This window comes from Thauera sedimentorum, assembly GCF_014489115.1.
GTDB classification, from domain to species: Bacteria; Pseudomonadota; Gammaproteobacteria; order Burkholderiales; family Rhodocyclaceae; genus Pseudothauera; species Pseudothauera sedimentorum.
In genome coordinates this window covers 1,495,493-1,508,344 of record NZ_JACTAH010000001.1, presented here as the reverse complement: position 1 = coordinate 1,508,344, position 12,852 = coordinate 1,495,493, and the positions used below count along the sequence as shown (strand labels likewise).

Here is a 12,852-nt window from a genome sequence, read left to right as displayed (position 1 = left end):
TTTCGATCGATACAGGAAGAACCATGAGTGCAATCGTTGATGTGATCGCCCGCGAGATTCTGGATTCCCGCGGCAATCCCACCGTCGAAGCCGACGTGCTGCTGGAATCCGGCGTGATGGGCCGTGCCGCGGTGCCGTCCGGCGCCTCCACCGGCTCGCGCGAGGCCATTGAGCTGCGCGACGGCGACGCCGGCCGCTACCTGGGCAAGGGCGTGCTGCGCGCGGTCGAGAACGTGAACACCGAGATTTCGGAAGCCATCATCGGCCTGGACGCCGAAGAGCAGGCCTTCATCGACCGTACCCTGATCGAGCTGGACGGCACCGAGAACAAGTCCCGCCTGGGCGCCAACGCCATGCTGGCGGTGTCGATGGCGGTGGCCAAGGCCGCTTCCGAGGAAGCCGGCCTGCCGCTGTACCGCTACTTCGGCGGCTCCGGCCCGATGACCATGCCGGTGCCGATGATGAACGTCATCAACGGCGGCGCACACGCCAACAACAGCCTGGACATCCAGGAATGCATGATCATGCCGGTGTCCATGACCAGCTTCCGCGAAGCCCTGCGTTGCGGCGCGGAGATCTTCCACCACCTGAAGAAGCTCACCGACAAGAAGGGCTACCCCACCACCGTGGGTGACGAGGGCGGCTTCGCGCCCAACGTGTCCGGCACCGAAGAGGCGCTGAACATGATCCAGGACGCCATCGCCGCCGCCGGCTACGAGCCGGGCCGTGACGTGCTGCTGGCGCTCGATTGCGCCTCCAGCGAGTTCTACAAGAACGGCAAGTACGAGCTGGTGGGTGAAGGCCTGAGCCTGACCGCCGAGGGCTTTGCCGACTACCTGGCGACCCTGGCCGACAAGTTCCCCATCGTCTCCATCGAGGACGGCATGGCCGAAGGCGACTGGGCCGGCTGGAAGACCCTGACCGACAAGCTGGGCAAGAAGGTGCAGCTGGTGGGCGACGATCTCTTCGTCACCAACACCAGGATCCTGGAGCAGGGCATCGAGCAGGGCATCGCCAACTCCATCCTCATCAAGATCAACCAGATCGGCACCCTGTCCGAGACCTTCGCCGCGGTCGAGATGGCCAAGCGCGCCGGCTACACCTCGGTGATCTCCCACCGCTCGGGCGAGACCGACGACGCCACCATCGCCGACATCGCGGTGGGCCTGAACGCCATGCAGATCAAGACCGGTTCGCTGTCGCGCTCGGATCGCATCTCCAAGTACAACCAGCTGCTGCGCATCGAGGAAGATCTCGGCGATACCGCCAGCTACCCGGGCCGTCGCGCGTTCTTCAACCTGCGGGCGCGCTGAGCCGGAGACGGTGAGGCTGCGGCGGCTTGAGCTTTCTCGATGGCCGGCCGCAGCGTAGATTGATGGAAGGCCGGCGGATCAGTCCGCCGGCCTTCCGTGCATTGGGACTCGAACACGCAACATGCGTTGGCCGGTAATCATCCTCGCGCTGCTGGTGCTGGCGCTGCAATACCCGCTCTGGCTGGGCAAGGGGGGGTGGCTGCGGGTATGGGAGGTGGACGGGCAGCTGCAGGCGCAGCGTGCCACCAACCATCAGCTCGAGCAGCGCAACGCCGCGCTCGCAGCCGAAGTGCAGGATCTCAAGTCCGGCAACGAGGCGGTGGAAGAGCGTGCGCGCTATGAACTGGGCCTGACCCGGCCGGGCGAGATCTACGTGCATGTGCCCAGGCGCGCCGACAAGCCGGCAGAAGAGCCGACCGGCAGCGAAGCCCCGGGGCAGTAGTTCTTTCCCTTGGCTGGCTTGCAGGGCGGGTGCGGTGAACGCACCCGCCTTGTCCGTCTACAGCAGCTCGGTGATGACCTCGCGCTGTTCGAGTTCTTCCTCGAAGGCGACCATCTCGGGCCCGAGCGCGTCCCGCGCCGAGACCATGCCCACCGGCTTGCCGTCCTGCACGACCGGCACGTGGCGGAAGCCACCGTCGTACATCAGGTGCAGGGCATGGCCCAGGGGTAGGGTGACGGAAATGGTGGAGGGATCGGCGGTCATAACGCTGTCCAGCCGGGTGGTGTCCGGGTCCAGCCCCGTCGCCAGCACCCGGGTGAGTGCATCGCGCTCGGTGAAGATGCCGGCCAGGCGTCCATCCCGGTCGACGATCATCACCGATCCGACGCGATTCTCCGCCATCTGGCGGCAGGCCTCGCGTACCGTGATGGTTCCGGTGGTGGTCAGGATGCGCTGGTTGCGTACTACCTCGCTGATCTTGCGTGTCGGCATGTGCGGATTCCTCCAGGCAGGTGCGTACTGGTCTTCAGGCCCGTTCAGACTAGGCGCCGGAATCGATGCATGCAAGCAGGGTTGTCCCGCAGTCGTGCAACTTCCGGCACGGATCAGTTGCTGGCCAGCAGGCTGCGGGCGCCGTCGATGCGCTTTGCGAAGTAGGGGTTGTCGAGCCGTTCGATACGGATGCGGCCGCGGCTGGAGGGGGCGTGGATGAAGCGCCCGTCGCCCATGTACACGCCCATGTGGGAGTGGCGGCGGTTGAGGGTGTTGAAGAACACCAGGTCGCCGGGCTGCAGTTCGTCTACCTCGATCGGTCGTGTGCGGGCGGCGATCTGCGCGGCATTGTGCGGCAGGCGCCGGCCGGAGACCTGTTCGACGACGTAGCTCACCATGCCGCTGCAGTCCAGGCCTGCCTCCGGGTTGCGACCGCCGAAGCGGTAGCCGATGTCGAGCAGCCCGAGCGCATAGAGCACCACCTCGCGGCTCTGCATGGGGTCGTCGAGGGAAAAGTAGCGGGTCGTGGCGGTTGTTGCGGGAGCCGGCGCGCTGACTGCAGGCGGCGGCGTCGGCGTGGTGCCGCATGCCGCCAGCAGGAGCGGTGCGAGCAGGGCCAGGAGCGTTCGGGCGGAGAGGGCATGGGCGAAGCGCATGGGCCGAACCTTATCCAGCCTTGCGCCTCGCGTCCAGTCCGGGGCGGGTTCGCCGTATCCGCGGTTGCCGCGATGCCGCGGAGGCGATCCTTGCGCCTGGGCACGGCATCCCTCGTAGGAGCGGCCTGGGCCGCGATACGGCCAAGCTTGAAACCATGCCGCAGGCAGCGTAGTGGCTGCCCTCAGTCGAGCAGTTCGATCGTGCCGCTGACGCTCACCCCGACCTCGCTTTCGCCCGCTTCCAGCGGCGCGGGAGCGGCCTCGGCGGACATCACCGCTGCGCGCATGCGCGGCATGGGCTGCGGACGGAAGCCCGATTCACCGATGCCCAGGTGGCGGATGCGGTAGGACTTGCCGAGGGTGGCAGAGACGAGCTTCGCGCGCTGCTCGAAGGCGCGGATGGCGTCCACGGTGGCTTCGTCGAGCGCCTTGCGGCGGGTCTCGGGGGCCGGCTCCATGCCGATCTGCGACACCGCCATGGTGGCCTGCAGCTTGCCCAGCAGCTCGGACATGGCGGCGACGTCGCGACTTTCCAGGCGCAGTTCGGAACGCATCCGCCAGCCTTCGATCTGGCGGCCGTTCTTGCCGTACACCGGCCAGGTCTGCGTATTGCCGGACTGCGTCTTGACCTGGTCGTAGCGCCCGGCGGTGTCGAGCGCGGCGGCGATCACCTTGTTCACGTCGCGTGCGACTGCGGCGGGGCTGATGTCGGTGATCTCGATGTAGGCGGTGGCGACCGCGAGGTCGTTCGGTGCGGCGCGCAGCGCCTCGGCGTTCAGGTCGATGGTGGTGCTGCGCGTGGCGACGGCTTCTTCCGCGCTGGCGTGGCCGGCGATCAGTGCGCCGGCAAGGAACAGCGCCGTCAGGTAGCGGGAGGTCGGTAGCATGGTGGCCTTTTCCGGACAGGGAAGAAGCGGCAAGTTATACCGCATGCCTGCCCGGAAATGGCCCCTGTGCTTGTAAAGAGGTGTGAACGCGCGGCTCAGCGGCCGTTGAACGGATCGATATGGCGCAGTTCGGCGGCATACAGCCGGGCGTTGTCCACGTAGTGGGCGGCGTTGGCCCTGAGGCCTGCGATGTCCTCGTCGGTGAGCTCGCGGATGATGCGCCCGGGCGAGCCGACCACCAGCGAGCGGTCGGGGATCACCTTGCCTTCGGGGATCAGCGCATTGGCGCCGATGATGCAGTTCTTGCCGATCACCGCATGGTTGAGCACCACCGCGTTGATGCCGATCAGGCTGCCGTCGCCCACGGTGCAGCCGTGCAGCATCACCATGTGGCCGATGGTCACCTCCGAGCCGATGACCAGCGGCACGCCGTCGTCGTTGTGGAGGATGGAGCCGTCCTGGATGTTGGTGTCGTCGCCGATGGTGATCGGGTCGTTGTCGCCGCGGATCACCACGTTGTACCAGATGTTGACGTTACGCCCCGCATTCACCTGGCCGATCACCGTGGCATTGTCGGCGATCCAGCAGCCCTCGCCGAACTGCGGAACCTTGTCGCCCAGTGCATAGATTGCCATTGTCTGTGTCTCTCTGTTCTCGGGTGCGGCCAGCGGGTCGCCGGCTGAAAGGGGCGCAATCATAGCAATTGCTGCGCCGCGTGAAAACCTGCCGTAGCGTCAAAAGGCGCCTATGCATCAAGCACTTCCGTTGGCCTGCGGGGGCAGGTGGTAGGATCGCTCCATCGCAGCCGCCGCAATACCCAGATGCTCAGCTACCGCCACGCCTTCCACGCCGGCAACCACGCCGACGTTCTCAAGCATTTCCTGCTCGTCGAACTGCTCGACTACCTCAACCGCAAGGACAAACCCTGGTGGTACATCGACACCCATGCCGGTGCCGGCTGCTACGCACTGGACAGCGAGCATGCGGCCAAGACCGCCGAGCACGCCGCGGGCATCGGGCGCCTGTGGCAGCGCGAGGACCTGCCCGAGGCGCTCCGGCCTTACGTGGAGGCGGTGCGGCAGTTCAACCCGCACGGCGGGCTGACCTTCTACCCCGGATCGCCGGCGCTGGCGATGACCCGCCTGCGCGCCCAGGACCGCATGCGCCTGTTCGAGCTGCATCCGGCCGACGTCGAACTGCTGCAGAAGACATTCGCCGGTGAGCAGGAACGCGTTGCGGTGCGCAAGGCCGATGGCTTCTCCGCGCTGCGCTCGCTGCTGCCGCCGCCGAGCCGCCGGGCGCTGGTGCTGATCGATCCGCCCTACGAGGTCAAGGACGACTACCGCCGCACCGTCGATACCCTGGCCGATGCGCTGCGCCGGTTTCCCACCGGCTGCTTTGCGGTGTGGTATCCGATGCTGGCCCGCCCCGAGGCGCGACAGCTGCCCGAGCGGCTCGCCGCACTGGGCGCCGAGAGCTGGCTGGACGTGCGCCTGATGGTGCGCACGCCACCGCGCGACGGCTTCGGCATGTTCGGCAGCGGCATGTTCGTGGTCAATCCGCCCTGGGTGCTGCCCGAGCGCCTGGAGGCGGTGATGCCCTGGCTGGTCGCCCGCCTGGCGGAGGACGATGGCGCGGGCTTCGATCTGGAGCATCACATCGAATGAGCAAACCGGACAGTCTGGAGGCACTGCGCGGCGCGCTGCGCGATTTCGCCGCCGCGCGGGAGTGGGAGCCGTTCCATACCCCGAAGAACCTGGCCATGGCCCTGGCCGGCGAGGCGGGGGAGGTGATCGAGCACTTCCAGTGGCTGTCGCCCGAACAGTCCGCGGCGCTGCCCGAGGAGACGCGCGAGGCGGTTGCGCTGGAGCTGGCCGATGTGCTGCTTTACCTGGTGCGTCTTGCAGATGTCCTCGACGTCGATCTTGCGCAGGCGGCGCAGCGCAAGCTGGCGATCAACGAGCAACGCTATCCGGCCGAGGCGGCACGCGGCAGGGCGGACAAGTACGACCGCCTCAAGCAATAGGCGGTGCCCGCGGAAGTTGCTGTTACGTTTGGGTTAACACCGCATTTCTGAAACAATACGCGCTTTTGCGAAAAGCGGGCTTCAGCGCGTGGAACTCCAACACATCAACGAGATCGAGCGAGCAACCGAGCGGGGTCGTTCCGAACTCTTCAGGCTGGGCCTCGGCCTGATCTTCCTGGTCGGCGTCATGCTCTACGCCGCGATGCGCGGCGGCGAGCAGACCAGTCTGGTGCTGGTCATCGCGGCGATGATCGGCGGCTACATGGCGATGAACATCGGCGCCAACGACGTGGCCAACAACGTTGGCCCGGCGGTCGGCTCCAAGGCGCTGACCATGGGCGGGGCGCTGCTGATCGCCGCCGTCTTCGAAGCGGCCGGCGCATTGATTGCCGGTGGCGAGGTGGTCGGCACTATCCGCAGCGGCATCATCGACCCCAGCCGCATCCCCGACAGCGACACCTTCGTCTGGCTGATGCTGGCGGCGCTGCTGGCGGGCGCCTTGTGGCTGAACATCGCCACCGCGGTCGGCGCGCCGGTGTCCACCACCCATTCCATCGTCGGTGCGGTGCTCGGCGCGGGCATCGCGGCCAGCGGCTTCGACGTGGTGAACTGGAAGGTGATGAGTTCCATCGCCGCCAGCTGGGTGATCTCGCCGCTGATGGGGGGGCTGATCGCCGCGGGCTTCCTGTACCTGATCAAGCGCAGCATCACCTACAAGGCCGACATGGTGGCCGCGGCGCGCAAGATGGTGCCGCTGCTGGTGGCCTTCATGGCCTGGGCCTTCGGTGCCTACATCCTGCTCAAGGGCGTCAGCAAGCTGTGGAAGACGAGCTTCGTCGGCGCGGTGCTGATCGGCCTGGTGTTCGCGGTGCTGGTGTTCCTGATCGTCAAGCCGATCATCGACCGCCGTTCGCGCCAGATCAGCAACTCCAAGCAGAGCGTGAACAGCCTGCTGACGGTGCCGCTGATCTTCGCGGCCGGTCTGCTGAGTTTCGCCCACGGTTCCAACGACGTGGCCAATGCGGTCGGTCCGCTGGCGGCCATCGTCGACATCGTCACCCACGAAGGTGCGCAGATCGGCGGCGCCGCGGCGATTCCGGTGTGGGTGATGATGGTCGGCGCGGTGGGCATCGCGCTCGGCCTGGCGCTCTACGGGCCGAAGCTGATCCGTACGGTGGGTTCCGAGATCACCGAGCTCGACCAGATGCGCGCTTACTGCATCGCCATGGCGGCCACGCTGACGGTGATCGTCGCCAGCCAGCTCGGCCTGCCGGTGAGCTCCACCCACATCGCGGTGGGCGGGGTATTCGGCGTGGGCTTCCTGCGCGAATACCTCAAGCGCAACTACGACCGCATGGTGGCGGAGATCAAGGCCCACCACCCGGAAGACAACCAGGAGGTGCTGGACGCCTACCTGGCCGAGTTTGCCAAGGCCTCGGTGGAGCGCAAGGGCGAGATGCTGCGCGAGCTCAAGCGCAAGGCCAAGCTGCATGAGGACCCGCTGCATCTGTCCAAGGGCGAGCGCAAGGGCCTGCGCAAGGTGTACAAGCGCGAGCTGGTCAAGCGTTCGCACCTGATGCGCATCGCCGCGGCGTGGATCATCACCGTGCCGGCCTCGGCCCTGATCGCGGCCATGCTGTTCTTCATGATCCGGGGCATGATGGTGGGCTGAGCCTTGCTGCCGGGTGCGGCGCCATGCCGCGGCCGGCGCGCCAGCATCCCTCATCCGACTCATGTCCGGGTTCGAGCTCTTCTTCCTCCTGCTGCTCGTCGCACTCGCCTGGTTCTGGTTCGACAGCCTGCAGGCCCGTGAGGCCGGCATGGCCGGCGCACGCGCCGCCTGCCGGCGCGAGGCGGTGCAGCTGCTCGACGAGACCGTGGTGTGCCGCTCGCTGCGCTTGGCGCGCGACGACAATGGGCGCATCGCGCTGCTGCGGGTGTACGAGTTCGAGTATTCCGGCAGCGGCGACGACCGCTACCGCGGCTCGCTGATGCTGCAGGGGCGCGAGGTGGTAATGCTGGACGTGGGCGCACACCACCGTGCAGGGCGTCCCGCATTGTAGGTGCGGCCTTGGCCGCGACACGGCCGCCATCTTTCCGTAGTCCGCATCGCGGCCAAGGCCGCTCCTACGGTGGCGCGGGGAGGTGTGTTCGGGCTCAGGCGATGAAGACCGGGTCCGAGAAGACCAGGGTGCCGTCCTTGCGCATCATCAGGTTGTTGGCGTTGAGGATGTCCGGCAGCACCTGGTATTCCTCGACGAAGTCCGACAGGGCCTTGATCGCCTGCTGCAGGCTGTCGGAGACGTCCAGCGGATTGACCGTCATGTGGTAGAGGGCGATCCGCCCCATGTCCATGCCCAGCCGGCTCCACTGCTGGCAGGCCGACCAGTAGAACTCGATCAGCCGTGAAGCGAGGTCCGCCGCCGGGGTGTCCTGCTGCAGCGGGTAGAGGCGCTCCATCTCGATCAGGTGGAAGGGGTAGCCGGAACTGGCCCGCCCGATGATGCCGTGATCGGCGTGGATCACCGGGAAATGCTTGCCGCGCGGGCGGTCTTCCGCGGTGTACAGGAAGTAGTCGGCCGGCGAGCTGATCACCTTGTAGACCCGCTCGCCGTCGCCCTTGTCCAGCACGATGGAGTACTCGCCGCGACCGATCTCCCGCTTGCCGGCGAGCAGCGGGTGCTCGGGCACCGGGTCGGGCAGGACCACGGACTCGCGGCCCAGCCGTGCGCGTGCTTCGGCGAGATCGATCATCGGCGCTTGCTCCGTGCTTGGGCCGGTCAGCCCATGATGTTGTAGCCGGCGTCCACGAAGTGCACGCCGCCGCTGATCAGCCGGCCGGCGTCGGACACCAGGAAGGCGGTCAGCGCACCGATGTCCTCGGGCGTGACCAGGCTGTGCATCGGCGAACGGTCCACCGCGGCGGCCATCAGGCCGTCGAAGCCGGCGATGCCGGAGGCCGCACGGGTCATCAGCGGGCCGGGCGAAACCGCATTCACGCGGATGGCCTTCTCGCCCAGTTCGGCGGCCAGGTAGCGGGTGGCCGCTTCCAGCGCGGCCTTGCACAGGCCCATGACGCCGTAGTTGGGGATGACCTTTTCGGAACCCAGGTAGGTCATGGTCACCAGCGAGCCGCCGCCGGCCTTGACCAGCAGCGGTTCGGCGTACTTGGCCAGACGCACGAAGGAGTGGGTGGACACGTCCATGGCCAGCGCGAAACCGTCGGCCGAGGTGTCTACCACGCGGCCGTGCAGGTCGTCGCGCTTGGCGAAGGCCATGCTGTGGATGGCGAAGTCCAGCTTGCCGTGGCGGGCGTCGATCTGCGCGAACACCTCCTGCATGGTCTCCGGGCGGGTGACGTCCATCAGGTAGACGTCCTCGACGCCGAGGCGGTTGATGATCGGCTCGATGAAGGCGCGGGTCTTGTCGTTCTGGTAGGTGATGACCAGTTTGGCGCCGGCCTGCACGCAGGCTTCGGCGACGCCGGTGGAGATGGACTTTTCGTTGGCGATGCCGGTGATCAGGCCCACCTTGCCTTCGAGATTGATGATCGGGTTCATGGACGGCTCCTGTATGGATTGTTCTGTGTGCGCTGCACTATTGGACCATGGTGATATTACAGTGCAGAAAAAGCGCGTCATTCCGGCGCATTGCGAAAGGCTTTCGCCGCGAGTGATAACAGTATATTCTGCATTGCAGCATCGATGAACCCGTACTTCCGGTCAGGTCTTTCCGGGAGCGAGCACACAGGCAATGAGCAAGCACGCTTACATCTTCATGGATTTTGACGGCGTCACCCACCCCTGGGGCGAGGTGGAGGACTTCCGCTGTCTGCCGGCCATCGAGGCGGTGGTGCGCGACTTCGAAGAGGCGCGCATCGTCATCGCTTCCGATTGGCGCATGCTGTTCTCCATGTCCAAGCTGGTCGCGCGCTTCGCGGAGGACATCCGCCCCCGCGTGGTCGGCGCCACGCCGCACGTGATCCCCAAGAAGGGCGCGGAACTGCACGGCCTGCGCGAGCGCGAGGCGATGCTGTGGCTGGGCCAGCACGAGGCCGACATCGCCACCGCGGCCTGGTGTGCGCTGGACGATGCGCCAGGCAACTGGCTCACGCGCTCGCGGTTGATCCTTACCGACTTCAAGCGCGGCTTCAACGAAGAGGACGCCGGGGCGCTGCGCCGCATGTTGACCGCCTTCCGTTCCGGTACGCCGGCCATCGAGCCGCCCAAGCCCGCGCTGCGCTGGGCCTGAACCACCTGACTCAGGCCGGGCCGTCGGGCCCGACTACCCGGTTGCGTCCCTGGTTCTTGGCCTTGTAGAGGCGCTTGTCGGCGGCACGGAAGACCTTGTCGCCGCTCTCGCCATCCGGGCCGAAGCTGGCCACGCCGATGCTCGCGGTCACCCGCAGCGGTTTCTCCGTCCTGACCTTCTGTACCGTGTCGGCCATCCGTGCGCGCAGGCGCTCGGCCACCGCCGTGGCCCGTTCGGCGTCGCTGTCGGGCAGCAGAACAGCGAATTCCTCGCCGCCGGTGCGGCCCAGCAGGTCGGCCGGTCGCAGCACGGTCCGCGCTTCGGCGACGAAACGTCGCAGCACCTCGTCGCCGGCCTGGTGGCCGTGCTCGTCGTTCACATCCTTGAAATGGTCGAGATCGATCGCCAGCAGCGACAGCGGAATACCCTCGCGTCGCGCCCGCTCCCATTCAATGGCCAGGCGCTCCATGAAGTGACGGCGGTTGCTGGCGCCGGTCAGCGAGTCGGTGGCGGCGAGCCGGCGCAACTGCGCATTGGCTTCCTCGAGTCGGCGGATCATCTCCTCCTGGCCATAGACCAACGAGAACGCGCGAGTCGTATGGAAGGCCCGGGTCACCCCGAAGCTGAGTACGAAGAAGCCGGCGGCGAACACCGTGTGCGCCATCCACCACTGGTGGTTCCAGGGCCGGGCGAGGAAGAAGGCCAGCGAGGACTGGGCGAAGAAGGCCAGCGCGATGGTGTAGATGGTCATCAGCGGCGAGTCGATGCGCCGCCACAGCATCAGCGCGATGGCGGCCAGCGCCAGCGCCAGCGCCGCGGCTTCTTGCGGCAGCCTGATCCACTGGCCTGCCGAAGCGGGCAGCATGGCCGTGGCGATCACCAGCAGGTCGATCAGCACAAAGACTGCTATCCAGCGTCGCCAGAAGCCGCTTGCCTGGATCTCCGCCGGGCGTTCGGCGGGCTTGCCGTACTGCAGCAGGCCGTAGAGCAGGCAGGCCACCATGACCAGGCGCGAGCTCGGGCCGAAGTTGAGGAACAGCGACAGGTTGTGGTCGGCCAGGCGGGTGAGCAGGCCGTGCGGCGCGTAGATCAGGGTGAAGCCGAGAAAGCCGAGGGTGAGCCAGCGCAGGAAGGGTTCGCCGGAGCTCAGGTAGCAGCGCCAAGTGACCCAGCAGACGAAGGCCGACACGCCGGTAGCCGCGGCAATCGCCAGTTCATGTGCGAGATGATGCTCGAAGGTGAGCGTCGGGCTCTGGAACAGCTGCAGGTAGACGATCCCGACGAGTGGCGTGAGCCCGAACAGCACGCGCAGCAGCGCTTCATAGCTGCGGGTCAGGCGCAGGGCACCCCGGTCCACAGGTGGAGGGATGGGCTGGAGATGCGCAGAGTCGGCGGCGGCCTGAGCGGAATCGGTGAGCTTCATCGATGCGTTCGTGAGGGGCTGCACGATTGTGCGCCAGAACCCACTCGGTGTCAGCCTTTCGGCAGGGCCGCGAGGCGCAGCACCTGCTCCGCGGCGGCAACGCCGGAGCGTGCGGCGGATTCCAGGGTCGCCGGGTAGTCGGATTCGATGTAGTCGCCGGCCAGCCACAGGCCGGGCACCGGCGTGCGGCAGCCGGGGCGCAGCAGGCCGGGGCGGCAGGCGAAGGTGGCGCGTTTCTCGGTGATCGCCTGGCTCCATTCGGGTGCCGGCAGGCGGCGCCCGAGTTCGTCCTCGAGCTGCTTGTGCACCGCCAGGATCAGCTCCTCGCGCGACAGAGCCTCGTGCGCGCCGTGGGCGCTGATCACGCAGACCAGCAGCCCGGCACGCCCGCCCAGCTGGCCGCGGTCGAAGGCCCATTGGGCGGGACCGTTGGCCAGCCCGATCATCGGATGGGGCAGGCGCACGCCGTCGCCCAGGGCCAGGTAGACGCTGACGATGGGTTCGGTGGGCAGGGCGTCGATTTGCGCGGCCAGGCGTTCGCAGTCTCCCACCGAGGCGAGCAGGGCGCCGGCGTGATGCGGGGCGGTGGCGATGACCACCTGCTGGTAGCCGGCACGGCCCGGATCGCCGTCGAGGAAGAAGCGCCCCTGTTCACGGCGGATGCCTTCCACCGCAGTGCCGGTGCGCAGCTTTCCTCGGCGCACCGCCAGGAAGCGTGCGGCCGGCACCGGGAAGAGTTCGGACAGGTCCACCCGCGGGATCAGCAGCTCACTGGCGGTGGCGTCCGCCGCCAGGCTGTCGCGCAGCACGTTGGCGAACACCTGCGCGGAGGCTTCGGCCACCGGGGTGTTGAGCGCGGCCACGCACAGGGGCTCCCAGACCAGGCGGATCAGCTGCTCGGTCTGGCGGTTGAGCCGCAGCAGATCGGCCACGGTGTGCGTGGCGTCGACCCGCCAGGCGCGCTTCTTGAGCGTGCGCATCAGTCGCATCATCGCCAGCTTGTCGGTCCAGCCCAGGCCGCGCGCACGCAACAGGCCAACCAGCAGGTGGAAAGGGGCCGGCAGGCGCGCCGCCTGCAGGTGAAGGGCGCCGGGTACGTGCAGCAGCAGCGGCAGGTGCGCGAGCGTCTTGGGCGACACGCCGGTGGTGCGCAGCAGGCGGGTGAGCTCGGTGTAGGCGCCGAGCAGGATGTGCTGGCCGTTGTCCACCCGGTGGCCGTCCTTGGCCACCACGCGGGCGCGCCCGCCCAAGGTGTGCGAGCGCTCGAACACGGTGACCTGCACGCCGCGGCGGGCAAGCTCCACTGCGCAGGCCAGCCCGGCATAGCCGGCGCCGATGATCGCGACCTGATGCGGGACCATG

Annotated in this window: 15 protein-coding genes; 7 read left to right on the top strand and 8 right to left on the bottom strand. The window is 67.5% G+C overall.

The features are described from left to right. Positions 1-23 precede the first annotated feature (23 nt). Together eno and ftsB are read left to right on the top strand one after the other, a co-directional pair. Positions 24-1,313, top strand: a complete 1,290-nt coding sequence (gene eno, locus IAI53_RS06805) for a phosphopyruvate hydratase (RefSeq protein ID WP_187717363.1) — start codon at positions 24-26, stop codon at positions 1,311-1,313. Positions 1,314-1,434: 121 nt separating this feature from the next. Next, on the top strand, positions 1,435-1,755 hold the full coding sequence (gene ftsB / locus IAI53_RS06800) for a cell division protein FtsB (RefSeq protein ID WP_187717362.1): 321 nt from the start codon (positions 1,435-1,437) through the stop codon (positions 1,753-1,755). A gap of 57 nt (positions 1,756-1,812) precedes the next feature. Here ftsB and IAI53_RS06795 read toward each other — a convergent pair whose 3' ends face one another. The 4 genes from IAI53_RS06795 to IAI53_RS06780 form a co-directional block, all read right to left on the bottom strand. Continuing rightward, a complete protein-coding gene (locus tag IAI53_RS06795; RefSeq protein ID WP_187717361.1) occupies positions 1,813-2,247 on the bottom strand; it encodes a CBS domain-containing protein in 435 nt (144 codons plus the stop codon). A 113-nt stretch (positions 2,248-2,360) separates the two neighbouring features. Continuing rightward, positions 2,361-2,903 carry a C40 family peptidase gene (locus IAI53_RS06790; protein WP_187717360.1) on the bottom strand — a complete coding sequence of 181 codons (543 nt, stop codon included), beginning with the start codon at positions 2,901-2,903 and terminating at the stop codon, positions 2,361-2,363. Positions 2,904-3,085: 182 nt separating this feature from the next. Then, the gene (locus tag IAI53_RS06785; RefSeq protein WP_187717359.1) at positions 3,086-3,790 is read right to left on the bottom strand and encodes an SIMPL domain-containing protein; all 705 of its coding nucleotides are present in this window, start codon (positions 3,788-3,790) and stop codon (positions 3,086-3,088) included. A gap of 95 nt (positions 3,791-3,885) precedes the next feature. Next, positions 3,886-4,425, bottom strand: a complete 540-nt coding sequence (locus tag IAI53_RS06780) for a gamma carbonic anhydrase family protein (protein ID WP_187717358.1) — start codon at positions 4,423-4,425, stop codon at positions 3,886-3,888. A gap of 186 nt (positions 4,426-4,611) precedes the next feature. Here IAI53_RS06780 and IAI53_RS06775 point away from each other — a divergent pair, with 186 nt between their 5' ends. The 4 genes from IAI53_RS06775 (at position 4,612) to IAI53_RS06760 (ending at position 7,879) form a co-directional block, all read left to right on the top strand. Continuing rightward, the gene (locus IAI53_RS06775; RefSeq protein WP_187717357.1) at positions 4,612-5,457 is read left to right on the top strand and encodes a 23S rRNA (adenine(2030)-N(6))-methyltransferase RlmJ; all 846 of its coding nucleotides are present in this window, start codon (positions 4,612-4,614) and stop codon (positions 5,455-5,457) included. Further along, positions 5,454-5,816, top strand: coding sequence for a nucleotide pyrophosphohydrolase (locus tag IAI53_RS06770; protein WP_187717356.1), 363 nt, complete (start codon positions 5,454-5,456; stop codon positions 5,814-5,816). Before IAI53_RS06775 ends, IAI53_RS06770 begins: the two co-directional genes overlap by 4 nt. A gap of 88 nt (positions 5,817-5,904) precedes the next feature. After that, positions 5,905-7,488 (top strand): inorganic phosphate transporter, encoded by a 1,584-nt coding sequence (locus tag IAI53_RS06765; RefSeq protein WP_187717355.1) that lies wholly within the window; start codon positions 5,905-5,907, stop codon positions 7,486-7,488. Positions 7,489-7,549: 61 nt separating this feature from the next. Beyond that, positions 7,550-7,879: a DUF3301 domain-containing protein gene (locus tag IAI53_RS06760; RefSeq protein WP_187717354.1), complete on the top strand. Its 330-nt coding sequence runs from the start codon at positions 7,550-7,552 to the stop codon at positions 7,877-7,879. 94 nt (positions 7,880-7,973) lie between these two features. Here the strand turns inward: IAI53_RS06760 and IAI53_RS06755 are convergent, their stop codons facing one another. After that, the gene (locus IAI53_RS06755) at positions 7,974-8,570 is read right to left on the bottom strand and encodes a hypothetical protein (protein ID WP_187717353.1); all 597 of its coding nucleotides are present in this window, start codon (positions 8,568-8,570) and stop codon (positions 7,974-7,976) included. Positions 8,571-8,596: 26 nt separating this feature from the next. Beyond that, on the bottom strand, positions 8,597-9,376 hold the full coding sequence (gene fabI / locus IAI53_RS06750) for an enoyl-ACP reductase FabI (RefSeq protein ID WP_187717352.1): 780 nt from the start codon (positions 9,374-9,376) through the stop codon (positions 8,597-8,599). Positions 9,377-9,569: 193 nt separating this feature from the next. Between fabI and IAI53_RS06745 the strand changes: the two genes are divergently transcribed. Continuing rightward, complete coding sequence (locus IAI53_RS06745; protein WP_187717351.1) at positions 9,570-10,067, top strand: HAD domain-containing protein; 498 nt, start codon at positions 9,570-9,572, stop codon at positions 10,065-10,067. A 10-nt stretch (positions 10,068-10,077) separates the two neighbouring features. Here IAI53_RS06745 and IAI53_RS06740 read toward each other — a convergent pair whose 3' ends face one another. Then, complete coding sequence (locus tag IAI53_RS06740; RefSeq protein WP_187717350.1) at positions 10,078-11,490, bottom strand: GGDEF domain-containing protein; 1,413 nt, start codon at positions 11,488-11,490, stop codon at positions 10,078-10,080. A gap of 50 nt (positions 11,491-11,540) precedes the next feature. Further along, positions 11,541-12,851, bottom strand: coding sequence for a hydroxysqualene dehydroxylase HpnE (hpnE, locus tag IAI53_RS06735; RefSeq protein WP_225433151.1), 1,311 nt, complete (start codon positions 12,849-12,851; stop codon positions 11,541-11,543). Between the last annotated feature and the right edge of the window lies 1 nt (position 12,852).